Consider the following 25,634-nt stretch of genomic DNA (forward strand, 5'->3'; position numbering starts at 1 on the left):
ACGCTCCCGTTGCGAAACTCATTCGTATCGAAATTTTGCAGCGAAGTAACGGGGGTTACATGGAACCGCATTCCGGGCACCCGCGCCGATGGCAGATCCTCGGCGTGATGGTGTTCAGCCTGCTGGCCGTCGTGCTGGACAACACGATCCTCAACGTGGCGATCAAGACGATCGCGGACCCGGTCCACGGCCTGGGGGCCACCCAGAGCGAGCTGGAGTGGGCGATGAACTCCTACACGCTCGTGTTCGCCGGTCTGCTGTTCACCTTCGGGGTGCTGGGGGACAGGTACGGGCGTAAGAGGATGCTCATGACCGGCATGGCGATGTTCGGCCTCGCGTCGCTGGTCAGCGCCTACGCCCAGGACCCGATGCAGCTCATCGGCGCGCGGGCGCTGATGGGGCTCGGCGGCGCGGCCATCATGCCCGCCACCCTGGCGATCATCTCGAACGTCTTCCCGTTCCACGAGCGGGGCAAGGCCATCGGCATCTGGGCGGGCGGCGTCGGCATCGCGATCGCGATCGGCCCGATCACCGGCGGTCTTCTGCTGGAGCACTTCTGGTGGGGTTCGGTCTTCCTGGTCAACGTCCCGATCGTGCTGGTCGCCCTGGCGCTGATCACCGCGCTGGTGCCGGACTCCAGGGACCCGGACAAGGTCGGCCTCGACCCGGTCGGCGTCCTGCTGTCCATCGTCGGTCTGGTCAGTCTCGTCTACGGCATCGTGCGGATCAGCGATCTCGGCACGGTCGCCGACGTCTCCGTCGTCGTACCGTCGCTGGCGGGCCTGGCGATCCTCGCCGCCTTCGTCTGGTACGAGAGCCGGATCGATCACCCGGCCTTCGACGTGCGCCACTTCCGCAACCCGGCCTTCACGACCGCCATCTCCAGCGTCGGCCTGGTGTTCTTCTCGGCGATGGGCGTGATGTTCTTCCTGGCCTTCTACTGGCAGATCGTCCGCGGATTCTCCCCGCTGGAGTCCGGGGCGCTGGTGCTGCCGTTCGCGATCGCCCAGCTGATCTTCTCGCCGGCCAGTGCACGGATGGTGGACAGGTACGGCGCGAAGGCGCTGGGCACCGCCGCCATGGTGGTGATCACCCTGTGCCTGGCGGCGTACGCGCTGGTCGAGGTGGACACCCCGATCTGGATCCTGCTGGTCCTCGGGTTCGTCCAGGGCGCCGCGATGGCCAACCTCATGCCCCCGGCGACCACCGCCATCATGAACGCCCTTCCCAGGGAGAAGGCCGGCGTGGGGTCCTCGATGAGCAACGTCGTCCGGCAGGTCGGCGGCACGCTCGGCATCGCCGTCCTGGGCGCGATCCTGTCCGCGGTCTACCGGGGCGGCATGGAGGCCGGGGCGGGTGCCGTTCCCGAGCAGCTCCGCCACCTCGTGACCGAGTCGATCTCGGGGGCCGCGGGCGTGGCGGGCCGCCTCGGCCCGCACGGCGCGAGTCTGATGGACGCGGCGAACGACGCGTTCGTCGAAGGCGTGCACTGGGCCGCCCTCGGCTCCGCCGCGGTCGCTCTGATCGGCACGTTCGTGGTCGCCCGCTGGATGCCGGGCCGTACGGCTCAGGCCGTGTCGCCGGTGGTGACGAAGGCCGAACCCGAGAGAGAAGCGGCGGTAGTGTGAACGGGCGATGAACATGCGGCAGACGGCTGAAGGCACGGCCCGCCCGGCGGGCCGCCCGCGCAGCGAGAAGGCGGAGAAGGCGATCGTCGACGCCACCCTCGACCTGCTCGGCGAGGGCATCGGCGTGGCGGAGTTGTCCATCGAAGCGATCGCGGCACGCGCCGGCGTCGGGAAGACCACCATCTACCGGCGCTGGTCCAACAAGGAGGACCTGGTCGTCGACGCGCTGGCGACGCTCAAGCCGCCGATCCCGCCGCTGTCCGGCACGTCGGTCCGGGACGATCTGGTGACCTATCTCCGGGTGCTTCGCGAGGAGTCGAGCCACCAGCGCACCCGCTGCATCATGAACATCGCCATGAGCGACTCCGAGCGGCACCCCCGCCTGGCGGAGCGGTTCCGGGAGATCGCCCTCGAACCGCGCAGGACCGCCCTGCGCGGCGTCCTGCGCCGGGGGATGGAGACCGGCGAGCTGCGCGCGGACCTCGACGAGGAGATGGCGATGGCCATCCTCTCCGGGGCCATTATGTGGTACACGAAGTGGCACAGATCCGGCGTCGAGCCGCCCGAGGACGTGGCCGAACGCATAGTGGACGAAGCCCTCACCGGCTTTCGCGCCAGCGGTTGGTGATGGGCAGGCGGCGGTCCCGGCCGAAGTTCTTTGAGGTGATCTTGGGGCCCGGCGGGTACTGGCGGCGCTTGTACTCGGCCAGGTCCACCAGCCGGAGGATGCGCGCCACCAGTTCGGGGTCGTGGCCGGCCGCGACCAGCTCGTCGCGGCCCATGTCCCGCTCCACGTAGTCGCGCAGCAACGGGTCGAGCACGTCGTACGCCGGGAGCGAGTCGGTGTCGCGCTGGTCGGGCCGTAGCTCGGCGCTCGGCTCCTTGGTGATGGAGTTCTCCGGGATCGGCGGGTCGCCGGGCTGGGCGTTGCGCCACTCGGCAAGCTTCCAGACCAGGCTCTTGAGCACGTCCTTGATCGGCGCGTAGCCGCCGGCCGAGTCGCCGTACAGCGTGGAGTATCCGACGGCCAGCTCGCTCTTGTTGCCGGTCGTCAGCACCAGGTGGCCGTGCTCGTTGGACAGGCTCATCAGCAGCATCCCGCGCACCCGGGCCTGGAGGTTCTCGGCGGCCAGGCCGCTGAGGTCGATCTCCTTCTCGAAGGCGGTGACGATGTCCGCGATCGGAATGACGCGCGCGTTCAGTCCCTGACGGCGCACGAGCTCCTCGGCGTCGGCGAGCGAGTGGTCGGAGGAGTATCGCGATGGCATCAGCACCACATGGATCCGCGAGGGCCCGATCGCGTCGGCCGCGATCGTCGCGGTCAGCGCGGAGTCGATGCCGCCGGACAGCCCGAGGATGACCGACCTGAAACCGTTCTTGGCGACGTAGTCGCGCAGGCCGAGAACCAGCGCCTGGTAGATCTCGGCCAGGTCGTCGAGGCGCTCGGCGATCAGCGGCGGCTCCGGCCGGTACGGTTCGACCGGCGCGGCCGACAGCACCAGCCGCTCGACGGTGATCTCGCTGTCGTCCCGCGGGCCCATCCGCGGATCGCCGGGCTCGGCGGCCCCCTCGGGCAACGCGGGCAACGCGGGCAATTCGGGCAACGCGGGCAGATCGAGATCGGTTACCAGCAGTTCCTCCTCGAACCGCCGGGCGCGGGCGACCAGCTCGCCGCGCGCGTCCACGATCAGCGAGTCGCCGTCGAAGATCAGCTCGTCCTGGCCGCCGACCATGTTCACGTAGGCGAGCGCGCAGCCCGCCTCCCTGGCCCGCCGCGCGCACAATTCCAGCCGCACGTCGTCCTTGTCCGTCTCGTACGGCGAGCCGTTCGGCACCACGAGCAGCCCCGCGCCGGCCTCGGCGACGACCGAGACCGGGCCGCCCTCCTGCCACAGGTCCTCGCAGATCGCGATGGCCACGTCGACCCCGTGCAGCCGGAAGATCGGTAACCGGTTGCCGCGCGCGAAGTAGCGGTGCTCGTCGAACACGCCGTAGTTCGGCAGGTGATGCTTGGCCGATCTCATCACCGCCTCGCCCCCGTGCAGGACGGCGGCCGCGTTGAGCGGCTTTCCTCCGCCGTCGGCCCGGTCGCCGTCGGTTCTGTCGCCGTCGGTCCGGTCGAGGTAGCCGACGACCACCGGCAGCCCGCCGAGACCCTCGGCCGCCAGCCGGGCCGCGACCGCCGTCAGCGCGGACCGCGACGCCTCGACGAACGACGAGCGCAGCACCAGGTCCTCGGCCGGATAGCCGGTCAGGAACAGCTCGGGGAAGACGACCAGGTGGGCGTCGCGCTCCGCGGCCCGGCGGGTCCACTCGACGAGCTTGTCCGCGTTGCCGGTGAAGTCGCCGACGACGGGATTGGTCTGGGCGAGCGCGATGCGAAGTTGAGCCACGGGTCCACCCTAAATCGTGCGAATTGTTGTCGTCAAAGCGACGATAAGTCGGATTGTGATGCCGCTCAGGTCCCGGCCGAGTCGGGGCTGACCAGGCCCTTCTCGTAGGCGAGCACCACGAGTTGCGCCCGGTCGACCAACTCCAGCCGCCGCAGCAGGCCGGTGATCTCGTGGGCTATCTCCCGCTCCGGCACGCCCAGTGTCATCGCGATCTGCCGGTTGGTGAAGCCCCGGGCGACCAGCTTGATCCGGTCGACGTCGGAGTCCGACAGGCCTTGGGGCACGCCGGGGTCGCTGCGCCCGGCGAAGGCGGCGATGAGGTGTGTGGTGACGGCGGGGTCCAGCAGCGCGTCGCCGGCGACGGCCGCCCGGATCGCGGCGATGAGCTGCTCGGGCGGCGACGTCTTCAGCATGAAGCCGCTCACCCCGGCCCGCAGCGCCGCGTAGAGGTTCTCGCCGGTGCCGAACGTGGTCATCATGATCACCTTGGTCGGCGCTCCGGAGGCGAGGATCCGGCGGGCCGCGGCCAGGCCGTCCAGGCGTGGCATCTGGATGTCCATGAGCACCACGTCCGGCCGGGTCGCCATGGTCAGCGCGATCGCCTGCTCGCCGTTCTCGGCCTCGCCCGCGAGCTCGAGGCCGGGCTCGCTCGCGAGGATCACTTTCAGCCCGATCCTGACCAGCCCCTGGTCGTCGGCGATCAGCACGCGCAGCGGCGCGCGCGTCTCCAGGTCCGGGGCCGGTTCCGGCGCGGGCGCAGGGGACGTGGCGGGGGTCAGGTGGGCGTCGTCGAGGTGCGGGGCCTGGGCGAGGATGTCCTGCTGGAGCCGCTGGAGCGCGGGCCCGGGATCCAGGCCCAGCTCCTCGCGCACCACCTCCCTGGCACGGTGCAGCGCGCCCAGCGCGTCCCCGCGCCGCCCTGCCCGGTAGAGCGCGAGCGCGAGCAGCCGCCAGGCCTCCTCACGGAGTGGGTGCGCCGAGGCGTGGGCCTCCAGGTCGGGAATGAGCGAGTCGGTACGGCCGAGCCGTACGGCGGCATCAGCACGCCGTTCCACCGCGAGCAGGCGGAGCTCGTCGAGCCGGTGCGCCTCCGCCTGCGCCCACGGCAGGTCCTGGAACTCGGCGAGCGCCGGGCCACGCCACAGAGCGAGCGCGCTCTCCATCCGATCGAGCGTCTCGGCCGGATCGCCGCCGTGGTCGACTTTCACCAGGTTCTCGAACCACCAGCAGTCGACGTCCTCCGGCCGGGCGCGCAGCGCGTACCCCGGCGGCGCCGACACCAGGACGCCGGCCTCCTGCCGTGGCGCCCGATGCGGTTCCAGCACCCGCCGCAGACGCGAGACGTAACCCTGGATGGTCGACAGCGCCTGGGCCGGGGGCTCGCCCGGCCACAGCTCGTCGATCAGTATGCCGATCGGTACGGCACGCCCCCCGGCCACGAGCAACCGGGCGAGCACGGCTTGTTGCCGCAGCCCGCCCAGGTCGAGCGTCTCGCCCTCGACAATTACCTCAAGAGGCCCGAGAGCACGAAATATCACCATGGCATCGGTAAGCGTACGGCCGGGGGACACCGCCCACGTCCGGCCCCGGGGTCGGCCGGTCAGCCGGTCAGCGGGAAGCGGGCCTCCACGACGGCGCCGCCGGTGTCGGGGGAGATCACCACGCAACTGCCGCCCAGCTCGGCGGCCCGCTCCCGCATCGACGACAGGCCGACCCCCGCCTGGACGTGGTGCGGCAGGCCGATGCCGTCATCGGCGACCCGGACGCGCAGTTCGCCGTCGCTCCCCGCTGAGCCGTCGCTCCCCGTTGCGCCGTCGCTCCCCGCCCCGGCGGTCCCGCGCCGTTCCGCCGTGATCACCACCCGGGTGGCCCTCGCATGCCTGCGGATGTTGTTCAGCGCCTCCTGGACGATGCGGTAGACGGCGACCTCCACGGCGGCGGGCAGCTCGGTCATCTCGTCACCGAGCCGAACCTCGACCCGCGGCGCCTTCTCCGATCCCGTGGCCGACGCCGCGGGGAGAGAAGGCGCCGCGGGGAGAGTCTCCTCCGCCAGCGCCCGTACGGCTCCCGCCAGGCCGAGGTCGTCGAGGGCCGGCGGACGCAGGCCGTACACCAGCTCCCTGATGTCGCCGGTGACCGCGTCCATGCCGGCCCGCAGATCCCGTAGCAGCCCGTCGGCGGCGGAGGGGGAGCTGGTCAGGCTCATCCTGGCCATGTTGATCGTCATGGCCATCGCGCCGAGGGTCTGGCCGAGGCCGTCGTGCAGGTCGCGGCGCAGCCGCCGCCGCTCCTCCTCCCTGGCGGCGAGGATGCGTTCGCGTGACCGCTGCAGATCGGCCGCCATCCGTACGGCGTGGGCCACGTCGGCCACATGCGGAAGCAGTGTCGCGATCACCCGTTCGTCGTGGGCGGCGGCGAACCGCCGCGCCCCCGGCCTGCCGATCAGCAGCCGTCCCACCGGCTCGCCGTGCCAGACGAGCGGGATCCGTCTGGCGTCCGGGCCGACTTCGCCGCTTTCGACGTACCGCGGCCGTCCGTCGGCGATCTCGACGGCCACGCCGTCGACGGCCAGGCCGTCCCGCACCACCGTGACCACCGCGGACAGCGCGTCGGCCGGGTCGGCCCGCCGCACCTCCTGCGTCAGCCGTTCGGCGAGCAGGGCCGGGTCGCCCACCCTGCCGTACAGCGCGCGGTCCATCACGCGCTGCAGGGTGCGGCGCAACGGCTGGAAGAAGGCGCCGGCGAACAGGGCCGCCGCGAGTCCGGCCACCTGGTGGTAGCCGGAGGCCACAAGGCTGGAGACGGCCCCCACCCCGAAGTAGACGGCGCTGATCATGGCCAGCAGCCCGGCCGCGATGAAGGTCCGGCTGATTACCGTGTCGATGCCGTACAACCGGTAGCGCAGCGCGGCGAACAGGATCGCGAACGGGATGAGCGCCGTCCACACCGTCGCCGGGATCCACCAGTCCGGACCCAGCAGGTAGAACACGACGTACCCGGCGAAGACGGTGAGGGGCCAGGCGATCTGCCGCCGCGTGACCGGGTCGGCGCGGCGCAGCCGCAGCGCCAGCGAGGCCAGCGAGGCGACCACGCAGAACCTGATGACGTACTGCAGGACCGTCTGGGCCGGCTGGTAGTAGGGGAGGAGGGCCCGGATCTCCAGCGGGTTGTGGATCACTTCCGGCCAGGGGTACGCGGCGGGGTCGGGGTCGGGCCGCAGCAGGGCGAGCCCGGCCTCGGCGGCGGTGGCGGCGACGCCCAGCACGGCGAGGGGGATCCAGCGGCGCGAGGGCAGCCGGCCGGTGGGCGAGCACAGCGGAACCAAGATGGCCAGCAGCAGGCCGGCCGCCGCCCAGCACACGAGCTGGACCGCCCGGGCGACGATGGCCGCCCGCATCTGGTCCTGCGCGGCCCAATGGAACATGAGCGCGGTGAAGGCCACGTTCCCCGACCCGAACAGGCCGCCCACGCAGATCAGCCAGGCCGTGCGGAACCGGGGCCGCTGGGACACCAGGACCGCCCCGGTGAGCGGGAACGTGAGCGCGACGCCGAAGTCCGGGTTCAGCGGCGGCCGGGGCTGCCACTCGGCGGGGATCCGGAGCTGGACCGAAATCCCCACGATCGTCAGGACCAGCGCGGCCGCGGCCATGACCCAGGCGACCGCCCGCGCGGGGAAAACCGGGGAGTTCTCGTCCATAGTTGGATGGATTATGTACTGGCGCGTTCCATCCTGCCCACCGGAGGATCACGCTTTCGTGGTCGCGTGCGTGGCGTCCGCGTCCTGGGCATCCTCGCGCGGCGCCGCGGCGGCGCCGCGGCGGCGGATGGCCCGCCCCAGCGCGAGCTGCCCGGCCGCGGCGAGCAGGGCGAGCCCTCCGATCACCGGCCACAGCAGTCCCGGGCCGACCGCGAGCAGCCGGGTCCCGGCGAGGGGCGCGAGCAGCGTGGCCGCCGACCAGGCGAAGCCGTACAGGCCGGAGTAGCGGCCGCGCAGGTGCGCGGGGGCCAGGGCGGCCACGATCGCCCCCGGGATCCCCGCGGTGAGGACCTCGCCCAGCGTCCAGACCATGACGGCAGCCGCGTGTCCCGCCAGCGACGACATCAGGGCGTGCAGCATGAATCCGGCGCCCACGACGGCGTAGCCGGCGGCCAGCCACCTGGCCGGGTCGCGCCGCGCCAGCCAGGTGTTCATGATCGGTTGGACGACCACGATGAGCACCCCGTTCACCGCCATCGCCGTGCCGTACGCGCTGGTGGGCAGGCCCTGGCCGGTCATCGCCAGCGGCAGCGTGGTGTGCGCCTGGGTGTAGACCATGCCGTACAGCAGGCTGGTCAGCACGAAGGCGACCATGAGCCGGTCGCGCAGGACCTCGCGGAATCCTCCGCCCCGGGCCTGTGCGGTCGCCGGGCGGGTCTCCGGGACGGCCCGCCAGACCAGCACGCCGAAGACCAGACAGGTGACGGCGTCCACCCAGAAGAGCAGGGTGAAGCCGGAACGGGCGAGCCATCCGCCGGAGACCATGGCGATCGCGAACCCGAGGTTGACCGCCCAGAACAGCAGGCCGAACGCCCGCGGCCGGTCCTCCGGGGACACCAGGTCGGCGACGAGCGCCTGGGAGGCCGGACGGTAGGCGTCGATCACGAGGCCGAGCACGAGCATCGCCGCGACGATGCCGGCGATGCTGGTCGTGTAGCCGAGGACGAGCATGGTGATCGCGGTGGCCGTCATGCCGCCGGTCAGGGTGACCCGGCGGCCGAAGTGGTCGGCGAGCCACCCGGCGAGGGGCTGGGACAGCATCGACCCCACGCCGAACATCGTCAGCACCAGGCCGGTCGCGGCGAGCGACAGACCACGGGTCTGAGTCAGATAGATGCCGATGAACGGCCCCACCATCGTGCCCAGCCGGTTGACCATGGTGCCGGCGAACAGCACCCAGAACGGCCGGGGAAGGCCGCCGAGCCTCGACCGGAGGAAGCCGTCGATCACAGTCGTCACGGGCCCATCCTTGGTCAATCCGCTCAGGCGACGCCAATCGTTTTACGGCCGCTCAGGGGGAGCGGCTTCGTAACCCGCGCGAAACACGCGGAGGGCACACTGGTAGGAGACGCGACGTGTGATTTTCCGAGAGGTACGTCTTGGACCGCCAGCAGGAATTCGTCCTCCGCACACTGGAAGAGCGGGACATCCGGTTCATCCGGCTGTGGTTCACCGACGTGCTCGGCTTCCTGAAGTCGGTGGCGATAGCGCCGGCCGAACTGGAGGGCGCCTTCTCCGAGGGCATCGGGTTCGACGGGTCGGCCGTCGAGGGCTTCTCCCGGGTATACGAGTCGGACATGCTGGCCAAACCCGACCCGTCGACCTTCCAGATCCTGCCGTGGCGCAGCGAGAACCCGGGCGCCGCCCGAATGTTCTGCGACATCCTCCTGCCGAACGGGTCGCCGTCCCACGCCGATCCCCGCTGGGTGCTGAAGCGGGCGCTGGCCAAGGCCGCCGACATGGGCTTCACCTTCTACACCCATCCGGAGATCGAGTTCTTCCTGCTGCGCGGCAGACCGGAGAAGGGCGGCCTGCCGGAGCCGATCGACGACGGCGGCTACTTCGACCACACGCCGCACAGCGCCGGCCACGACTTCCGCCGCCAGGCGATCATGATGCTGGAGTCGATGGGCATCTCCGTCGAGTACAGCCACCACGAGGGCGCTCCCGGCCAGCAGGAGATCGACCTGCGGTATGCCGACGCGCTCACGACGGCCGACAACATCATGACCTTCCGCCTGGTCATGAAGGAGGTCGCGCTGGAGCAGGGCATCTGGGCCTCGTTCATGCCCAAGCCGTTCACCAGGTATCCCGGCTCCGGCATGCACACCCACATGTCGCTGTTCGAGGGCGACCGCAACGCGTTCCACGAGGCGGGCGCCGCCTATCAGCTCTCCAAGACCGCCAGGTCGTTCATCGCCGGCCTGCTGAGGCACGCCGCCGAGATCACCGCGGTGTGCAACCAGTGGATCAACTCCTACAAGCGGCTGTGGGGCGGGGCCGAGGCGATCGCCGGGGCGGGCGGCGAGGCCCCCTCCTACATCTGCTGGGGCCACAACAACCGGTCCGCGCTCGTCCGCGTGCCGATGTACAAGCCGCACAAGGGCGCCTCGACCCGTGTCGAGTTCCGCTCGCTGGACTCCTCGTGCAACCCCTATCTGGCCTTCGCGCTGATCCTGGCCGCCGGGCTGAAGGGCATCGAGGAGGGGTACGAGATGCCGCCCGAGGCCGAGGACGACGTGTGGGCGCTGACCAGCCGGGAACGGCGGGCCCTCGGCATCCAGCCGCTGCCGCAGTCGCTGGATGAGGCGATCTCGACGATGGAGCACAGCGAGATGGTCGCCGAGACGCTGGGCGAGCACGTCTTCGACTACTTCCTGCGCAACAAACGGGCCGAGTGGCGGGAGTACCGCCGCCGGGTGACCCAGTTCGAGCTCGACCGCTATCTGCCCGTCCTCTGAGGGGGCGGGGTGGGCGCCGGTCCGCGATTCCGGACGACGGCCGGGCGCCTGGCCGCACTCGGCTTCGCCGACGGCGCCAGGGCCGAGCGACTGCTGCGCGGTCTCGGCCCGGAGGCGGCCGATGACCTCGAACTGCTCGACGACCTCGCGACCGCGGCCGACCCCGATCTCGCGCTCACCTCGCTGAGCCGCCTGACGGACAGAGAACCCGGCATATCGGCCGCTTTGCGGGCCGATCCCGGCCTGCGCCGCCGGCTCCTCCGCGTGTTCGGCCTGAGCGCCGCCCTCGCCGAGCACGTCGTACGGCACCCGGCCGACGTCGGGCGGCTGGGCGGCCCGGGCAGTCCGGGCAGTCCGGGCAGTGCGGGCGGTGCGGGCGGTGCGGGCGGTGCGGGCGGTGCGGGCAGTACGGCGCCGTCGTACGAGGAACTGCCGCGGGCCGTCCAGGCCGGCCACGAGCATCCCCTCGACGTGCTGCGCGTCGCCTACCGCGGCAGGTTGCTGCGGCTGGCCGCACGCGACGTCATGGGAGAGGCGTCGCTCATCGAGGTCACGGCGGGGCTGGCCGATCTGGCGGCCGCCGCCCTCGAGGCCGCTCTCGCCATCGCCCGCGCCGAGACCGAGGACGCCGGAGACGTCCGGCTCGCCGTCATCGGCATGGGCAAGTGCGGCGCCCGCGAGCTCAACTACATCTCCGACGTCGATGTGATCTTCGTGGCCGAGCCGGCGGAGGGCGTCGAGGAGACCCACGCGCTTCGCGTCGCCACCCGGCTCGCCCAGGCCGTGATGTGGGCCTGTTCGGCGAGCACGGCGGAGGGATCCCTCTGGGAGGTGGACGCCGGGCTGCGGCCGGAAGGCAAGATCGGCCCGCTGGTGCGCACCCTCGACAGCCACCTGGCCTACTACCGGCGCTGGGCGAAGACGTGGGAGTTCCAGGCGCTGCTGAAGGCGCGGCCGGTCGCCGGCGACCTCGAACTCGGCCACGCGTACGTCGCCGCGGTCGGCGAACTGGTCTGGCAGGCCTCGGCCCGGGACGGCTTCGTCGAGGACGTGCAGGCGATGCGCCGCCGCGTGGAGGCCCACGCGCGGACCAACGCCCGGGCCGGCGAGGCCGACAGGCAGATCAAACTCGGCCCGGGCGGGCTGCGGGACATCGAGTTCGCCGTGCAGTTGCTCCAGCTCGTGCACGGCCGCACCGACCCGCGGCTACGCCGCCGCGCCACGCTCCCGGCACTGGCCGCCCTGTCCGAGGGCGGATATGTCGCGCGGGACGACGCCAAGGCGCTCGCCGAGGCGTACACCTTCCTCCGCAGGGTCGAGCACCTGCTCCAGCTCCACCGGCTGCGCCGCACGCACGTGGTGCCCGACGACGAGGCCGACCTGCGCCGCCTCGGCCGGGGCCTCGGCATGACGGCCGACCCGGCGGGGGAGTTCACCGAGACGTGGAAGCGCCACGCTCGCCAGGCGCGGCGGCTGCACGAGAAGCTGTTCTACCGGCCGCTGCTCCAGGCGGTCGCCCGGCTGCCGGAGACGCAGGCCCGGCTCTCTCCGGAGGCCGCCGCCGCCCGGCTGGAGGCGCTCGGCTACGCCGACCCCGAGGGCGCGCTGCGGCACATCGCCGCGCTGACCGGCGGCGTCTCCCGGCGGGCCGCGATCCAGCGGACGCTGCTGCCGGTCATGCTCGGCTGGTTCGCCGACGCGCCCGACCCGGACGCCGGCCTGCTGGGTTTCCGCCAGATCAGCGACAAACTCGGCTCGACGCCCTGGTACCTGCGGCTGCTGCGCGACGAGACCGCCGTGGCCGAGCGCCTTGCCCACCTGCTCGGCACCGGCCGCTACGTGACCGGGCTCCTGCTGCACGCACCTGAGGCGGTCGCCATGCTCGGCTCGCCGGCCGAGCTCGCCGTACGGCCCGCCGCGGCGCTGGCCGCAGAGGCCGCCGCGGCGGTCGGCCGGCACGGCGCCCACGCCGAGAGCGCGGTCGCCGCCGTACGCGCGCTGCGCCGCAGGGAGCTGCTCCGCACGGCGTGCGCCGACCTTTCCGGGCTGATCGACGTCGAAGAGGTCGGCCGGGTCCTGTCGTCACTGGCCGACGTGACGATCCAGGCCGCGCTGGACGCGGCGCTCAACGCGGTGCGCGACAAGATGCCGGGCGGCGCCGACCTCCCGACCAGGATCGCGGTGATCGCGATGGGCCGGCTCGGCGGCATGGAATGCTCCTACGGCAGCGACGCCGACGTGATGTTCGTGCATGAGCCCCGGCCGGGTGCCTCAGAACGGGAGGCGGCCCAGGCGGCCCACGCGGTCGCCGAGGAACTGCGCAGGCTGCTCGCGCTGCCGGCCCCCGATCCGCCCCTGCACGTCGACGCGGACCTGCGGCCGGAGGGACGGCAGGGCCCCCTGGTCCGTACGCTCGCCTCCTACCGCGCCTACTACAGCCGATGGTCGTCCCACTGGGAGGCCCAGGCGCTGCTGCGCGCCCGCTTCTGCGCCGGAGACGATGTGCTCGGCCGGGACTTCGTCGGCCTCGTCGACCCGCTGCGCTTTCCGGTGGGAGGCGTCTCGCCCGAGGCCGTACGGGAGATCCGCAAGCTGAAGGCGCGGATGGAGGCCGAGCGGCTGCCGCGCGGGGCCGACCCGGCCCTGCACACCAAACTGGGCCGGGGCGGCCTGGCCGACGTCGAATGGACGGCCCAGCTCATCCAGCTCCGGCACGCGGCAGCAGTACCGGAGCTGCGGACGACCCGCACGCTGGAGGCCCTGCGGGCGGCGGTCCGGGAGGGCCTGCTCGACCCGGCGGACGAGGCGGAGCTGGCACGGGCGTGGCGGCTGGCGTCCCGGATCCGCGACGCGATCATGCTGGTGCGCGGGCGGGCGGGCGACGGCGTGCCGACCCTGGTGAAGGAGCGCACGCTGGTCGCGCGGGCCCTCGGATATCCGCCCGACGGGTCGGAGGACTTCGTCGACGACTACCGGCGGGTGACCCGCCGGGCCCGCGCGGTGGTGGAACGAGTCTTCTATGAGGACTGAGCGAGTCGAAGACCGAGTTGAGCGGGAGCGGTCAGAGCTTACGGCCCACGGCTCCGTACGCGCCGTGCGTACGGCGATAGGAGTCTTCGCCCGGAGCCGGACGCCAATGGGAGAGTCCCACCATGCCGGGCTCCACGAGTTCGAAGCCGTCGAAGAAGCGCATGATCTCGGCGCCGGTGCGCAGGGTGAGCATCTCGTGGGTGCTGTTGTAGGCCTCCGCGAAGGCCTCCAGGCTCTCGGGCTCGAAGTCGGCGGTGACGTGGGTGATCGCCAGGTGGCTGCCGGGCACGACCGCGTCCGTGTAGCGCTTGACGACGCCGAAGGCGTCTTCCTCGTCATCGACGTACATCAGCGTGCCCACGATCACGACGGCGATCGGCTGGTCGAAGTCGAGGGTCGCCAGGGTGTCCGGATGCTTCAGGATGCTGTCGGGATCGCGGAGGTCGGCCTCGATGTAGGCGGTCCTGCCCTCCGGGGTGCTGCGTAGCAGCGCGCGGGCGTGGGCCATCACGATGGGATCGTTGTCGACGTAGACGACCCTCGCGGCGGGGTTCACCGCCTGGGCGACCTCGTGGGTGTTGCCCTGGGTGGGAATGCCGGTGCCGATGTCCAGGAACTGAGTGATGCCCTGTTCCGCGAGGAATCGTACGGCCCTGCCCAGAAAGGCGCGGTTGTCCCGGACGCCCTGGAGGACCCCGGGGGAGGCGGCGACGGTGGCTTCGGCGACCTTGCGGTCGGCCTCGAAGTTGTCCTTGCCGCCCAGTAGGTAGTCATAGATGCGGGCGGGGTGTGGAACCGAGGTGTTGATCTTCGGGGGAGCGGGTGCGTCGTCGGCCATGCCGTACTCCAAGGGGGAGGTTTTACTTGATCTTACATATTCGGTGCGTAGCACCCATGCCGCTTTGATCAAAACGTTGCCGATGTGGTGCGGAGCGGTGTATCAACGGTGCGGGTGATCGCTTTGATCTCGTATTACGCGGACCTCGCCATCGGCCTCGTGCTGGCCTTCCTGCTGCTGTCGCTCCTGGTGAGCGGCATCAACGAGGGCATCGTCCGGCTGCTGGCGATTCGCAGCAAGTTCCTGTGGGCGTACCTGCGCGACACGCTCGACGGCGCGGAGCGGCCGGATGGCGAGGCGCGGCCGGCCCGGCTGCTGGACCGCCTCCTGCGCGCGTTCAAGGGATTGGGCCGCAGGCTTCGGGCTCCCCTGATGGAACTGCTGCCGCCGCCGGCGCAGGGACGCTCCCGGTTGCCCGCGACCGTGCTCGGAGTCTTCGCGCGGCTGCCGTTCGGCAGGGACCCGCGGCCGCCGTTCACCCCGGGGCCCGCACCCGCTGACGGGGAACGGGCCGGCAGGTCGCCGGCCGATCTCCTGCACGAGCGGCTGCGGGAGATCGACCACGTCAAGCGTGGTAGGACCACCATCGCCGACATCCCCCCGGTCCGGTTCGCGGTCGCGGTGATGGAGATCGCGACCGAGCACGGCGGGATCGAGGCGCTGATGCGGGACCTCGACCGCATGAAGAGCCCGATCTACCGCCCGCTCAAAGCGGTCTGGGACCGGGTGGAGCACGACGTCGAGTCGTTCCGCCGCGGCGTCGGCGAGTGGTTCGACGGCGAGATGGAACGGCTCAGCATCCTCTACCGGCGCTACGTCCGCTGGGTGGTGGCCGCGCTCGGGATCGCCGTGACGCTGCTGTTCGGCATGGACGCCCTGGAGTACGGCAAGAACCTGCTCAGGGACAACGCCTACCGCAGCGAGGTGAGCGCGTTCGCCCAGTCGGGGCCGGTGGCGCTGGCCCCGATCCGGCAGGAGTGCGGGCCGGGGCAGGACACCTATACCTGCGTCACCGACGTGCTGAGCACCCCGGCGTTCGTGAAGATCTTCGCCAACGCGCCCGTCGGCGTGACGATGGGCGACGGCGGCGACAGCCCGTCCTGGGCGTGGAACTGGGACGCATGGTGGCAGCGGTTGTCGACACCCGGGCACTGGCCCGGTTTCCTCATCACGGCCGTGGCTCTGCTGTTCGGCGCGCCCTTCTGGTGGGACATGCTGCGCCGTGTCGCCGGCCTGCGCTCCCGCGCCGGCGGCACCGCCGGCCCGACCGGAAAGCAGGGATCCGTCAGCCCCCGGTGACGCCGTCGGCCATCTCGCGGACCGGTCAGAGCTTTCTGCCCACGGCCCCGTACAAACCCGCCTGACGGGTCACCGGGGAGTGGCCCTCGTCCGGGTCGGGGCGACCTCGCGGTCGGCCTCGAAGTTGTCGTTGCCGCCCAGCCAGTAGTCGTAGATGCGGGCGGGGTGTGGCACCGAGGTATCGAGCTTCGGCGGAGTGGGCACGTGTTCGGCCATGCCGTACCCCAGGAGTCAGGTTCTGGTGTGATCTTACAGTACGTATTCGGTGAACCCATGGGTCATGGCCGGACCAGTCAAGCTCAAGCGGTAGACCACTCTCAAGATCCCACGTTATCCCCGATACGGTTACATCTTACGCATTCACGACGAGGCGCCCATGCCGTTTCGATCAAAGCGTTGCCCATGGAAGCGTCGATGCAGGGCGCGTACCTGCTCGGCGAGTTCTGGAACGGGGCCCTCCACCACGATGCCGGGGGCGACCTCCTGGATCGGCAGTGCTCGTACGGGCGCAGCGGGGACGCCCAGCTCGGCGAGCCAGGACACGAGCTGCTCGGAAGAGCTCGCGTACACTATGCGGCCCAGGCCGACCCAGGCGTGCGCGGCGGCGCACATCGGGCAGTGCTCGCCTGAGGTGAAGACCGTCGCCCCGGCTCGCTCCTCGGGGGTCATGTTCGCCGCGGCCCAGCGCGCCAGCGCGAACTCCGGATGCCGGGTCCGGTCGCCGCCGGCGACCCGGTTGTGGTCCTCAGCCAGCGAGGTCCCGTCCGCCGCGACCAACACGGAGCCGAACGGCTCGTCGCCGTCCTCCAGAGCCTCGGTCGCCAACTCCACACAGCGGCGCAGATGCCGCAGCTCAGCCTCGTTCACCACGAACGTCTCCCAGCTTTGATCTGCGATTCGACGCCGGACGACACCCTACGGGCCTGGCCCGTGGTCCGCGACGCCCCCTGGAGTCCGTCTTCTCGGATTGCACGAGATTACGCTCAAGGAGCCCCGAGCCGCGCAGACAGCCACTGAGAGCCTCTGGATAGCTGGGCAAACGCTGACCTGGACCTACGGCGGTCAATTGGCCGTGAGTCCCCGTGACTCCCCGGCGATCGCCAACCGTACGGGCACGCCATGACGGGTAGTCTTCAGCGGTCCGGTGCCCCGATAGGGACCTTGAGCTCTTCTTCGGCGGCCAGCACAATACCGCCGAACGCGAGTTGAGCTGCGGCCACGGAAGCGCCCCGGTCGTTGCCCGGCCAAAAATGGGTGAGCATCAGTCGGCGGGCACCCGCCCGGCTGGCCCAGTAACCGGCCTCGGCGGAGGTCAGTAGATTGCGCGTGGGGCGACTGGTCTCGCCATCCCGGTCGGTGGCCTCGACGATGAACAGGTCGACGCCGCGGCCGAGTTCGGCCAGCACGGGAGTTGGGCCGGTGTCCCCGGAGTAGGCCAAGGCGATCCCGCCGGCCTCTAAGCGGATTCCTGCATTGAGTACGTAGTGCGGGAGCGACAGTCCTGTCAGGTCAAAGGGACCCAACCGGTAGCTTCCGGGCAGCGGATGCACGTCGAAGACCGCGTGCAGGTCAACGTCGGGTTCCAGGCCGCCGATACGGTCGAGCACGCCGGGCGGGCAGTACAACGGTAACTTCGGTACACCGGTGTCACCGTAGAACCGCATCCGAAACAGCCCGTGCAGGTCGATGCAGTGATCAGGGTGCTCGTGGGTGATGACGACGGCGTCTATCGCACCGTCCGGCCAGTGCGCGAGCAGCCGAGGCAGCGTGGCATAACCGAGGTCGAGCACCAAGCGGTAACCGTCCCAGTCCACTGCGAAACCACTACAGGCACGGCCTGGTTCGGGAAAGGCGCCACAACTGCCGAGCACGCTGACTTGCCGCATCTGCAAAGGATGTCAGAACCCGCGCTGTCAGCTTGCTGCCTCGCTCGGGACGTACGTGCATCCGCTGCCGCCCGGTCGGGAGCACAGTGCCGGATCGTGTTGGCCGAGGTCGGCGACGAGTGGAGCCGTGATATCTTAATCTGAGTTCGTATATACGGAGAGGGTGGTGCGTGATGGCCAAGACCGTGATCGACCTCGATGATGAGGCTCTGGCCGAGGCTGCTCGGCTGCTCGGCACCTCTACCAAGAAGGACACGGTCAACGCGGCCCTGCGGGAGATCGTCGACCGGCGCCGCCGGGCGGCGGCTGTGGCGCGGATGCGGGAGATGGTGGCCGCTGGAGAGGTGGACCTCTCGATCATCGAAAAGGGTGGCAGCGATCAGCGGGCTGTGGCGTGACCGAGCTTTACCTGATCGACACCAGTGCCCTGGTCCGTTTCTATCGAGGCCAGGTGGGGGCGGAGTGGGATCAGACTGTTTCTGCTGGGCTTGTCGGCATCTGTGAGCCGGTCAGACAGGAGTTCCTTCGGGCGGTCGGCGGTCGTCCGGCCTTTTATGAGGTAGGGAACCTACTCCGGGAGACCTTCCCGTATTACGCAATCCGCGAGTCGGTCTGGGAGGAGACTGGTGAGTTGCAGCACGAACTGGCCGACAGGGGATGGCATCAATGTGCCTCTCCGGTCGACCTGCTCGTGGCCGTGACGGCTCGCCATCACAAACTCACGCTGCTTCACGCGGATGGTGACTTCGAAACCATCGCCCGCTTGACCGGGCAGCCGGTGCGCTGGATTCGATGATTTTCGGGTGGCCCGTCCCGCGCACACGGTCCTGCTCGCCGCCGGCATCCCGATCGTGGAGCACCTCACCAACCTCGGATCGCTCCCCGAGACGGGCGCCGGCTTCCACCGGGTGATGTGATCAATACAGGTCGTTGACCTGCCCATTCCTTGATTGCTAAGGGGTCTGTTCCGCCCCTGTTGCGGTTTCGGGATCCTCCAGCGGAACGCCCCGTCGATCGCCTTCCGTATCCGGCCGTCACTGTCGGGCATCAGATGCGACCGGGCATCTTCTGTCGAGAAGAAGCCAGCGTCAACGGCCCTGCTGAGGGCTGCTGTGGCATAGCATCGTGATGATCATCTGCGTGAGCAGCTCGTAGCTGTCGTCCAGGTCGAGGGGGAGGCCGAACGCACCCGCGCTCTCCAGTACGGCGAAGCCGTGGACGGCGGCGCGTATGCACCTTGTCGCGTGGAGGGCGTCCTGCCCTTCCAGGCCGTACGCGCGAAGCACGGCGAGCGCAAGGTCGACCAGCCTCTCCCCGGCCTCGGCGAGCTCCGGCCGCGGGGTCTGGATCAATGCGGCGTACCGGCCGGGGCGCTCCTGGGCGTAGCCGCGCCAGGCATTCATGAAGGCGCGGACCGCCTCATCTCTGGATCGGCCGAGCGCGGCCTCGCGCAACTGGTCCGCCAGTTCGTTCATGACCCGTATGGCGACCAGGGTGTTGAGCTCCGCAATATTGCGCACGTGCTTGTAAAGGGAGGGCGTGGCGACGCCGGCGCGGCCGGCCACCGCAGATAGTTTGACCGCGTCCGGGCCCTCCTCGTCGATGATCTGCAGCGCGAGATCGACGATCGCGTCGGCCGACAGGCCGGCCCTAGCCACGGGCGTGCTCTTTCAGGAACGGCAGCATCACCTCGGCGACCTCGGCCGGGAACTCCGCGTGTGGGTAATGGCCGGCGCCCTCGATCATGGCGATGGTGCCACGCCCCGTCGGCATGTCCGCGACGACGCCCTCCGCCTCGGCCCTGGGGTCGGCCCAGTCGGGGTCGAGCGTGCCCATGACGACCAGGGCTGGAACGCCGAGGTTCGGAAGCCGAGCACCGGCGTCTGTCGGCGTGGACATGCCCATCTTGCTGACCACGGCCATCCGGCCCGGTCGGCGCAGTGCAGCCTCCAGCACGGTCAGGTACTCGTCGTAGTCGCCGGGCCTGACGCTCGGATAGGCGTGGTCGAGATAGCGCTTCCAAAACCTCACGCTGCGCAGCGCCCCGGCGGCCAGCAGCAACGCGACGCCCTTGCGGTGCCGGCCGTTGCGCAGCAGGCCGCCCAGGTCCGGCTTCTGAGGCCGGGTGAACGGGCCGATCTCGACCAGGGCGCTGACCAGATCGGGCTCCAGCGCCGCCGCGATGGTGGCCGCCCCGCCGGCGAAGGAGTGTCCGACGATGACCGCCGGCCGGCCGGGGGAGGCCGGCGTCCTTGATCGCGATCAGGAGGGCCAGGGCGAGACCGCCGCCGGCGGACTCGCCGCTGACGGCGATCGCTTCTGCCGGGATGCCACGGTGAAGTAGCCCGCGGTAGGCCGCGAGAGCGTCGTCGACAGCCGCCGGGAACGGGTTCTCCGGCGCGAGGCGGTAGTCCACGGTGTAGACGGTGGCGCTGGAGTGGCGGGCGACGTCTGCGGCCAGGTTGATGCTGGCTGCGGCGGATCCGAGGGCGTAGCCGCCGCCGTGGAAGTACAACACCGCTCCCGACGCCTCGCCGCTACCCGCCGTCACCGCGATGGCGCGGACGCCGCCGAGCTCGACGGTTATGGCGCGGACGTCCTCGGGGACGGGGTGGGAGCCGATCATCTCGTCGAAGACGGGGCGCATCTTGTGCGGGTCGCCGCCCATGTCGAGCGGGGAGCTGCGCAGCAGGTCGATGACCGCGCCGAGCTGGGACTCAGCCATGATGATCTCGCTTTCTCGACAGGTTCGTAATGGCAGAGGGTCAGGCGCGGCGCAGTCCCAGGACCTCGCCGAAGTGGCCTTCTCGTTGCGAGCGGCCAGCGGATCCAGGATCTTGTACGCCTCAGCGACGGCGGTGTCGGCGGCACGGCCGGCCGACGCCGGTGATGAGAGCAGTGGACATGGGATCTCACCTGCCATGCGGTGCGTGTTCTTGTTGATCGGTCGGTACGCCGGAGATCGGCGGTCAGGCGAGGCCGCCGTTGGTGAACAGGACCTGCCCGTTGACCCACCGGCCGCCGGGGCCGGCCAGGAAGGTGACGGCGCGCGCGATGTCCTCGGGCGTGCCAAGCCGTTCCAGGGGTGAGGCGGCGGCGATCTGGTTGATCAGCTGCTCGCTCTTGCCTTCGGTGAAGAGCGGGGTCGCCGTGGGCCCGGGGGCCACGGCATTTACGGTGACGTCCCGGCCGCGTAGTTCGCGGGCGAGGATCAGGGTCATCGCCTCGACCGCGCCCTTGCTCGCCGCGTAGGCACCGTAGGTCGGCTGCTGGAGCCGGGTGATGGACGTGGAGAAGTTGACCAGTGCACCACCGGGGCGTAGCCGCCGGGCCGCGAGCTGGGAGACGACGAACGTGCCGCGCACGTTGACCCGGTGCATTCGGTCGAAGGCGTCGAGGTCCATCTCTGCCAGCGGGGCCAGTAGCATGATCCCGGCGGTGTTCACCACCACGTCGACTCCGCCGAAGCGCTCCTCGGCGGTGTCGAACAGGGCCGTCATCGCCGTCTCGTCCGCGACGTCGCCTGGTATGGCGACGGCCGTGCCACCGGCCTCCTGGATCGAGGCGACGACCTTCTCGGCACGCTCGGCGCTGCCGGAGTAGTGCACGAGCACGGACATGCCGTCGGCGGCCAGCGCGTGCGCGACCGCGCTGCCGATCCCGCCCGAACCCCCGGTCACGATCGCCACGCGGGCGGCGGACTGCTCAATGGTGGTCATAGCGACCCCCTCTCATCTTTGTGGATGATGAGTACACTAACAGTATGTGGATCAAAGGTCCATATATATGTGGCCCACGGGTCCATTTAATTGTTGTCGGAGGCCGCGCCAACCAGGCCGGCCGTGCCGGACGAGGAGGAGACGCATGGAGCGAACAGACGCCGAGGCCCCCGGCCTGCTCAAGCCGGGGCGCGGACGCCGCCGGGCGGAGGACGTCCGCCACGCGACGCTGACCGCGGCAGCCGAGCTACTGCTCGCCGAGGGAGTCCACGCCTTGACCTTCTCCAAGGTCGCCGCTCGCGCGGGCGTCAGCAAGATGACCCTCTACAAGTGGTGGCCCTCCCCCGGAGCCCTGGCCTTCGACGCCTACTTCAACGCCTTCCAGGCCACCCTCGCCTTCCCCGACACGGGCGACATCAAGGGCGACCTGACCACGCAGTTGCACGTGTTCGTCGACCTACTGAACCGCAACGGCTCCGTCATCGCCGGGATCATCGGAGCCGCCCAAGGCGACCCCGACCTGGCGGAGGCGCTCTCGACGCACTATGTCATACAGCGCCGCGCCCTCGCCGTCGAACGCCTCACGCGCGCGCAGCAAGCCGGCCAGATCCGCGCAGGGGTCGACCTGGAGACGATCGTCGACCAGCTCTGGGGCGCCGTCTACCACCGGCTGCTGCTGCCCGCGCAACCGCTGACCAAGGAGTTCATTGATCAGTTGATCGCCAACCTCTTCCAGGGCGTTGCCCCGGGCTCTCTGGACTCGACGACGTAAGGTACAGCAGTGGCAGCCTTCCCGACCGACGTTGGCGCGTCGGCCTGCTTGAGATACCTGATCAGATTCGGGAAGGTACACCCTTCCCGTCAGATCCACAGGTTTCAAGCATTGCTCGTCCGGCCGAGCGGCTCCGACAAGGGCACTTTACTCATCCTGCCGATAGCCAATGAATCTGGTGTAACCGCGGTGTGACCAAGTGTCACGCCGTCAAGGTGTCTACCGGGCAGCGGATGATTCCGCTGTGCGCCAGCGGCTCGAACTTCGCGTCTGTGGTCACCAAGGGTGCTCCCAGATCGTCGGCGAGCGCCGCGTACACCGCGTCGAACGGGTACATGTTGTGGCGCAACTCCCAGATGCGGGGCAGCAGGTGGGCGAAGGTGCAGCGGATCAGGGCCATGTCGGCCAGTTCGTCGATCGCCTGGGTGGCACGGCCCTCGTCCAGTTCCTTGCCGGACAGTCGTCGCAGAACCTTGGCTGCCTCGGCGTCGATGAGGGCGGGGGCATAGAGCTGTTCTCCGGCGGCCTCTTCGTCGAGCAGCCGGGCACGGTGACTGTGGGTAGTCAACTGTACTCTGAACTTGAGGTCAAGATCCACAAGCTCTGAACGAGAACTGGACCACCACGACGACCCAGGTTCCTCGCTCCGGACGGACGCGCATCCGCTGCCGCCAGGTCAGGAGCACATGCGAAAGGCCATCGGCCGTACCCCTGACGAAGGGTACGGCCGATGGCCATTCGCGACGGATCGCCGGACTAACAGTCGTAGTACAACTCGAACTCGTGGGGGTGCGGGCGGAGGCGGAGCGGCGTGATCTCGTGGTCCCGCTTGTAGGAGACCCACGTCTGGATGAGGTCGGGGGTGAACACCCCGCCTTCGAGCAGGTACTCGTGGTCGGCCTCGAGGTTGTCGAGCGCCTCCTCGAGCGAGGCGGGCACCTTGGCGACGCCGAGTGCCTCCTCGGGCGGCAGCTCGTACAGGTCCTTGTCGAGCGGCTCCGGCGGCTCGATCTTGTTGCGGACGCCGTCCAGACCGGCCATGAGCATGGCCGCGAACGCGAAGTACGGGTTGCACGACGGGTCCGGCACGCGGAACTCGATGCGCTTGGCCTTCGGGTTCGACCCGGTGATCGGGATGCGCACGCAGGCCGAACGGTTGCGCTGCGAGTAGAGCAGGTTGATCGGGGCCTCGTAACCGGGCACCAGGCGGTGGTAGGAGTTCACCGTCGGGTTGGTGAGGGCGAGCAGCGACGGGGCGTGCTTGAGCAGGCCGCCGATGTAGTACCGCGCCGTGTCCGACAGCCCGGCGTAGCCGACCTCGTCGTAGAACAGCGGCTCGCCGTCCTTCCAGAGCGACTGGTGGCAGTGCATGCCCGAGCCGGCCTCACCGAAGAGCGGCTTCGGCATGAACGTGACGGTGTGGCCGTGCCGCATGGCCGTGTTCTTGACGATGTACTTGTACAGCATCAGGTTGTCGGCCGTCTTGAGCAGCGTGCCGAACCGGAAGTCGATCTCGGCCTGGCCGGCCGTGCCCACCTCGTGGTGCTGGATCTCGGTCTCGATGCCGGCCTCGATGAGGTTGCGGACCATCTCCGAGCGCAGGTCGGTGAAGTGGTCCATCGGCGGGACCGGGAAGTATCCGCCCCTGTAACGCGGCTTGTAACCCAGGTTGCCGCCCTCGGAGGCCTTGCCGGTGTTCCAGGCGCCCTCGACGGAGTCGATGAAGTAGTAACCCGCGTTCGCCCGGGTCTCGAAGCGCACGTCGTCGAAGATGTAGAACTCGGCCTCGGAGCCGAAGTAGGCGGTGTCCGCGATGCCGGTGCCCCGGAGATACTCCTCGGCCTTCCTGGCCACGTTACGGGGGTCGCGGCTGTAGGCCTCCCGGGTCAGCGGGTCGTGCACGAAGAAGTTGATGTTCAGCGTCTTGTGCTTGCGGAACGGGTCGAGCACTGCGGTGGACGGGTCCGGCAGCAGCAGCATGTCGGACTCGTGGATGGCCTGGAAACCGCGGATGGACGACCCGTCGAACATCAGGCCGTCGGTGAAGACGTTCGCGCCGAAGTTCTCGACGGGGAAGGTGAAGTGGTGCGTCGTGCCCGGCAGGTCGGTGAACCTGACGTCTACGAACTGCACCCCCTCGTCCCGGATGAACTTGAGGACGTCATCGGCGGAGTTGAACACTCTCGAACCTCCAAGGGTCATCGACCGGCAGACCCGAAAATATGCGCGAGCCGTTTCCGTGCCATGTCTCGTTTGTTTCGCCGGTGTTAAGGTCACCGGCCGTCCCCGCGCGCCACCCGGCGCGAAACGTGAATAGGCTGAGGAGCCATGAACGAGCGCCAACCGCGATGGACGCAGACCTGGCTCGGCGGGGTCCGGGCCGCCGGCGTCGACCTGGGCCACCCAGGTGTACGGCTCGGCCTGCCGGAATCGGGCAGCGGCGCGGTCGCCGGATGGGGACGCAGGATCGGGGCCGTCCTGGTCGACTGGCTGATCTGCTCCTGGGCCATCGCCGCGGGCCTGCTGCGCCAGCAGGGACAGGACGTCGGCGTGGTCGGCCTCGGCGTATTCGCCTTGGAGTACGTGCTGCTGGTGAGCACGGTCGGGATGACGCTGGGCATGCGGCTGCTGCGCATCCGGGTCGCCGCCCTCAACGGCGGCCGGCCGTCGCTACCCGCGGTGCTGCTGCGCACGTTCCTGCTGTGCCTCGCCGTACCCGCTCTGATCTGGGACCGCGACCGCCGGGGCCTGCACGACCGCGCCTCCGGCACCGTCGTGGTCAATCTCTGACGGTCCGGAAGATCGCCGTGCCGGGGAGGACGCGGCCGCGCAGCGGGCTCCAGCCGCCCCACACCCGGTCGTGCCCCGCGGGCCACTCCGGCTCGACCAGCCCGGTGAGGACCAGGCCGGACGAGGCGATCAGGCCCACCCAGTCGCCCATCGTCCGGTGGTGCTCGACGTAGGACGGCATGCCGTCGGAGAACTCGACGTACGGAGCCCGGTCGAAGTACGGACGGTCGGCCGTCAGTCCGCGCGGCCCGGGATCGTCGGGGAACGCCCACCGGATCGGATGGCTGACCGAGAACACGAACCGCCCGCCGGGCCGCAGCACCCGCCGCACCTCGGCGAGCACCGCCCCCGCGTCGGCGACGAACGGCAGCGCGCCGAAGGCCGAGCACGCCAGGTCGAACGAGCCGTCCCGGTACGGCAGGGCCTCGGCGTCCGCCTGCACGACGGGCAGGGCCGTACCGGCGGCGAGGTCGATCCGCCGCGAATGCTGCAACTGGCGGTACGACAGGTCGAAACCGGTGACGGTCGCACCCTGCGTGGCGAGCCACCGGCCGCACTGTCCGGCCCCGCAGCCGACCTCGAGGACGCGCCGCCCCGTGACGTCGCCGAGCAGGCGGGCGCCGGCCTCGTCGAGCCCCTCCGGGCACCAGATGAAGCCGTGGTCACGCAGGAAACCGCCGTGCTCGGCCTGGTAGTCGTCGGCCGCGCCGTCCCACCAGCCGCGGTTGGCCCGTGACGTCTCGGCGGGGGAGACGGGCCGCCTGCCGACGACGTCCATCCC

At 70.1% G+C, this 25,634-nt stretch carries 25 protein-coding genes and 1 pseudogene; 11 read left to right on the forward strand and 15 right to left on the reverse strand.

Features of this window, described 5'->3' with window-relative positions; translation table 11 throughout:
- Positions 1-59 precede the first annotated feature (59 nt).
- Positions 60-1,628: an MFS transporter gene (locus tag Mth01_RS15750; RefSeq protein ID WP_204016613.1), complete on the forward strand. Its 1,569-nt coding sequence runs from the start codon at positions 60-62 to the stop codon at positions 1,626-1,628.
- Positions 1,629-1,635: 7 nt separating this feature from the next.
- Positions 1,636-2,256 carry a TetR/AcrR family transcriptional regulator gene (locus tag Mth01_RS15755; protein ID WP_239089702.1) on the forward strand — a complete coding sequence of 207 codons (621 nt, stop codon included), beginning with the start codon at positions 1,636-1,638 and terminating at the stop codon, positions 2,254-2,256.
- On the opposite strand, the gene Mth01_RS15760 is transcribed toward Mth01_RS15755, so the two are convergent.
- The 4 genes from Mth01_RS15760 to Mth01_RS15775 form a co-directional block, all read right to left on the reverse strand.
- Entirely contained in the window at positions 2,228-4,021 is a 1,794-nt protein-coding gene (locus tag Mth01_RS15760; protein ID WP_204016614.1) for an NAD+ synthase, read from the reverse strand. The two genes, Mth01_RS15755 and Mth01_RS15760, sit on opposite strands and share 29 nt — an antisense overlap.
- 65 nt (positions 4,022-4,086) lie before the next feature.
- Positions 4,087-5,562, reverse strand: a complete 1,476-nt coding sequence (locus tag Mth01_RS15765; RefSeq protein ID WP_204016615.1) for a BTAD domain-containing putative transcriptional regulator — start codon at positions 5,560-5,562, stop codon at positions 4,087-4,089.
- A gap of 59 nt (positions 5,563-5,621) precedes the next feature.
- A complete protein-coding gene (locus tag Mth01_RS15770) occupies positions 5,622-7,718 on the reverse strand; it encodes a sensor histidine kinase (protein ID WP_204016616.1) in 2,097 nt (698 codons plus the stop codon).
- Positions 7,719-7,766: 48 nt separating this feature from the next.
- Positions 7,767-9,017, reverse strand: coding sequence for an MDR family MFS transporter (locus tag Mth01_RS15775; protein WP_239089703.1), 1,251 nt, complete (start codon positions 9,015-9,017; stop codon positions 7,767-7,769).
- Between the two features lie 140 nt (positions 9,018-9,157).
- On the opposite strand from Mth01_RS15775, the gene Mth01_RS15780 reads away from it, so the two are divergent.
- The gene (locus Mth01_RS15780) at positions 9,158-10,519 is read left to right on the forward strand and encodes a glutamine synthetase family protein (RefSeq protein ID WP_204016617.1); all 1,362 of its coding nucleotides are present in this window, start codon (positions 9,158-9,160) and stop codon (positions 10,517-10,519) included.
- Positions 10,520-10,528: 9 nt separating this feature from the next.
- Positions 10,529-13,549 (forward strand): bifunctional [glutamine synthetase] adenylyltransferase/[glutamine synthetase]-adenylyl-L-tyrosine phosphorylase, encoded by a 3,021-nt coding sequence (locus Mth01_RS15785; RefSeq protein WP_204016618.1) that lies wholly within the window; start codon positions 10,529-10,531, stop codon positions 13,547-13,549.
- Positions 13,550-13,580: 31 nt separating this feature from the next.
- Here Mth01_RS15785 and Mth01_RS15790 read toward each other — a convergent pair whose 3' ends face one another.
- Positions 13,581-14,387 (reverse strand): SAM-dependent methyltransferase, encoded by an 807-nt coding sequence (locus Mth01_RS15790; RefSeq protein ID WP_204016619.1) that lies wholly within the window; start codon positions 14,385-14,387, stop codon positions 13,581-13,583.
- Positions 14,388-14,501: 114 nt separating this feature from the next.
- Here Mth01_RS15790 and Mth01_RS15795 point away from each other — a divergent pair, with 114 nt between their 5' ends.
- Complete coding sequence (locus Mth01_RS15795) at positions 14,502-15,686, forward strand: hypothetical protein (protein ID WP_239089704.1); 1,185 nt, start codon at positions 14,502-14,504, stop codon at positions 15,684-15,686.
- A gap of 69 nt (positions 15,687-15,755) precedes the next feature.
- Here Mth01_RS15795 and Mth01_RS15800 read toward each other — a convergent pair whose 3' ends face one another.
- From Mth01_RS15800 to Mth01_RS15810, 3 genes are all read right to left on the reverse strand, one after another.
- Positions 15,756-15,902, reverse strand: coding sequence for an SAM-dependent methyltransferase (locus tag Mth01_RS15800; RefSeq protein WP_275408957.1), 147 nt, complete (start codon positions 15,900-15,902; stop codon positions 15,756-15,758).
- A 144-nt stretch (positions 15,903-16,046) separates the two neighbouring features.
- Positions 16,047-16,556, reverse strand: a complete 510-nt coding sequence (locus Mth01_RS15805) for a nucleoside deaminase (RefSeq protein ID WP_204016620.1) — start codon at positions 16,554-16,556, stop codon at positions 16,047-16,049.
- Positions 16,557-16,819: 263 nt separating this feature from the next.
- Positions 16,820-17,572, reverse strand: a complete 753-nt coding sequence (locus tag Mth01_RS15810; protein WP_239089705.1) for an MBL fold metallo-hydrolase — start codon at positions 17,570-17,572, stop codon at positions 16,820-16,822.
- A 173-nt stretch (positions 17,573-17,745) separates the two neighbouring features.
- Here Mth01_RS15810 and Mth01_RS15815 point away from each other — a divergent pair, with 173 nt between their 5' ends.
- Both Mth01_RS15815 and Mth01_RS15820 read left to right on the forward strand, forming a co-directional pair.
- On the forward strand, positions 17,746-17,970 hold the full coding sequence (locus tag Mth01_RS15815) for a type II toxin-antitoxin system VapB family antitoxin (RefSeq protein ID WP_204016621.1): 225 nt from the start codon (positions 17,746-17,748) through the stop codon (positions 17,968-17,970).
- Positions 17,967-18,368 carry a PIN domain nuclease gene (locus Mth01_RS15820; protein ID WP_204016622.1) on the forward strand — a complete coding sequence of 134 codons (402 nt, stop codon included), beginning with the start codon at positions 17,967-17,969 and terminating at the stop codon, positions 18,366-18,368. The genes Mth01_RS15815 and Mth01_RS15820 overlap by 4 nt, the downstream gene beginning before the upstream one ends.
- A gap of 292 nt (positions 18,369-18,660) precedes the next feature.
- On the opposite strand, the gene Mth01_RS15830 is transcribed toward Mth01_RS15820, so the two are convergent.
- Positions 18,661-19,230 (reverse strand): TetR/AcrR family transcriptional regulator, encoded by a 570-nt coding sequence (locus tag Mth01_RS15830; RefSeq protein ID WP_204016623.1) that lies wholly within the window; start codon positions 19,228-19,230, stop codon positions 18,661-18,663.
- A complete protein-coding gene (locus Mth01_RS15835) occupies positions 19,223-19,792 on the reverse strand; it encodes an alpha/beta fold hydrolase (protein WP_204016669.1) in 570 nt (189 codons plus the stop codon). Before Mth01_RS15835 ends, Mth01_RS15830 begins: the two co-directional genes overlap by 8 nt.
- Here Mth01_RS15835 and Mth01_RS29745 point away from each other — a divergent pair.
- Entirely contained in the window at positions 19,698-19,916 is a 219-nt protein-coding gene (locus Mth01_RS29745; protein WP_239089706.1) for a hypothetical protein, read from the forward strand. The genes Mth01_RS15835 and Mth01_RS29745 overlap by 95 nt on opposite strands.
- Here Mth01_RS29745 and Mth01_RS30400 read toward each other — a convergent pair.
- A pseudogene (locus Mth01_RS30400) lies at positions 19,857-20,123 on the reverse strand (alpha/beta hydrolase fold domain-containing protein); the annotation flags it as partial. The gene Mth01_RS29745 and the pseudogene Mth01_RS30400 overlap by 60 nt on opposite strands.
- Between Mth01_RS30400 and Mth01_RS29750 the strand changes: the two are divergent.
- Positions 20,010-20,327, forward strand: coding sequence for a hypothetical protein (locus Mth01_RS29750; protein WP_239089707.1), 318 nt, complete (start codon positions 20,010-20,012; stop codon positions 20,325-20,327). The pseudogene Mth01_RS30400 and the gene Mth01_RS29750 sit on opposite strands and share 114 nt — an antisense overlap.
- A gap of 214 nt (positions 20,328-20,541) precedes the next feature.
- On the opposite strand, the gene Mth01_RS15845 is transcribed toward Mth01_RS29750, so the two are convergent.
- Entirely contained in the window at positions 20,542-21,291 is a 750-nt protein-coding gene (locus Mth01_RS15845; RefSeq protein WP_204016624.1) for an SDR family oxidoreductase, read from the reverse strand.
- 145 nt (positions 21,292-21,436) lie between these two features.
- On the opposite strand from Mth01_RS15845, the gene Mth01_RS15850 reads away from it, so the two are divergent.
- The gene (locus Mth01_RS15850; RefSeq protein ID WP_204016625.1) at positions 21,437-22,063 is read left to right on the forward strand and encodes a TetR/AcrR family transcriptional regulator; all 627 of its coding nucleotides are present in this window, start codon (positions 21,437-21,439) and stop codon (positions 22,061-22,063) included.
- A 202-nt stretch (positions 22,064-22,265) separates the two neighbouring features.
- Here Mth01_RS15850 and Mth01_RS15855 read toward each other — a convergent pair whose 3' ends face one another.
- Positions 22,266-22,631: a type II toxin-antitoxin system VapC family toxin gene (locus tag Mth01_RS15855; RefSeq protein ID WP_204016626.1), complete on the reverse strand. Its 366-nt coding sequence runs from the start codon at positions 22,629-22,631 to the stop codon at positions 22,266-22,268.
- 188 nt (positions 22,632-22,819) lie between these two features.
- On the reverse strand, positions 22,820-24,244 hold the full coding sequence (glnA, locus tag Mth01_RS15860; RefSeq protein WP_204016627.1) for a type I glutamate--ammonia ligase: 1,425 nt from the start codon (positions 24,242-24,244) through the stop codon (positions 22,820-22,822).
- Between the two features lie 147 nt (positions 24,245-24,391).
- On the opposite strand from glnA, the gene Mth01_RS15865 reads away from it, so the two are divergent.
- Positions 24,392-24,853 carry an RDD family protein gene (locus tag Mth01_RS15865; RefSeq protein ID WP_204016628.1) on the forward strand — a complete coding sequence of 154 codons (462 nt, stop codon included), beginning with the start codon at positions 24,392-24,394 and terminating at the stop codon, positions 24,851-24,853.
- On the opposite strand, the gene Mth01_RS15870 is transcribed toward Mth01_RS15865, so the two are convergent.
- Entirely contained in the window at positions 24,843-25,631 is a 789-nt protein-coding gene (locus tag Mth01_RS15870) for a class I SAM-dependent methyltransferase (protein WP_204016670.1), read from the reverse strand. The two genes, Mth01_RS15865 and Mth01_RS15870, sit on opposite strands and share 11 nt — an antisense overlap.
- Positions 25,632-25,634 lie beyond the last annotated feature (3 nt).

It is taken from the genome of Sphaerimonospora thailandensis (genome assembly GCF_016863115.1).
Lineage (GTDB): Bacteria > Actinomycetota > Actinomycetes > Streptosporangiales > Streptosporangiaceae > Sphaerimonospora > Sphaerimonospora cavernae.

Excerpts from the sequence above, each read along its gene's own strand:
- Mth01_RS15750 (WP_204016613.1), top strand. The coding sequence starts at position 60 with ATGGAACCGCATTCCGGGCACCCGCGCCGATGGCAGATCCTCGGCGTG.
- Mth01_RS15755 (WP_239089702.1), top strand. The coding sequence starts at position 1,636 with ATGAACATGCGGCAGACGGCTGAAGGCACGGCCCGCCCGGCGGGCCGC.
- Mth01_RS15765 (WP_204016615.1), bottom strand. The coding sequence starts at position 5,562 with ATGGTGATATTTCGTGCTCTCGGGCCTCTTGAGGTAATTGTCGAGGGC.
- Mth01_RS15770 (WP_204016616.1), bottom strand. The coding sequence starts at position 7,718 with ATGGACGAGAACTCCCCGGTTTTCCCCGCGCGGGCGGTCGCCTGGGTC.
- Mth01_RS15790 (WP_204016619.1), bottom strand. The coding sequence starts at position 14,387 with ATGGCCGACGACGCACCCGCTCCCCCGAAGATCAACACCTCGGTTCCA.
- Mth01_RS15800 (WP_275408957.1), bottom strand. The coding sequence starts at position 15,902 with ATGGCCGAACACGTGCCCACTCCGCCGAAGCTCGATACCTCGGTGCCA.
- Mth01_RS15810 (WP_239089705.1), bottom strand. The coding sequence starts at position 17,572 with ATGCGGCAAGTCAGCGTGCTCGGCAGTTGTGGCGCCTTTCCCGAACCA.
- Mth01_RS15815 (WP_204016621.1), top strand. The coding sequence starts at position 17,746 with ATGGCCAAGACCGTGATCGACCTCGATGATGAGGCTCTGGCCGAGGCT.
- Mth01_RS15845 (WP_204016624.1), bottom strand. The coding sequence starts at position 21,291 with ATGACCACCATTGAGCAGTCCGCCGCCCGCGTGGCGATCGTGACCGGG.
- Mth01_RS15850 (WP_204016625.1), top strand. The coding sequence starts at position 21,437 with ATGGAGCGAACAGACGCCGAGGCCCCCGGCCTGCTCAAGCCGGGGCGC.
- Mth01_RS15865 (WP_204016628.1), top strand. The coding sequence starts at position 24,392 with ATGAACGAGCGCCAACCGCGATGGACGCAGACCTGGCTCGGCGGGGTC.
- Mth01_RS15870 (WP_204016670.1), bottom strand. The coding sequence starts at position 25,631 with ATGGACGTCGTCGGCAGGCGGCCCGTCTCCCCCGCCGAGACGTCACGG.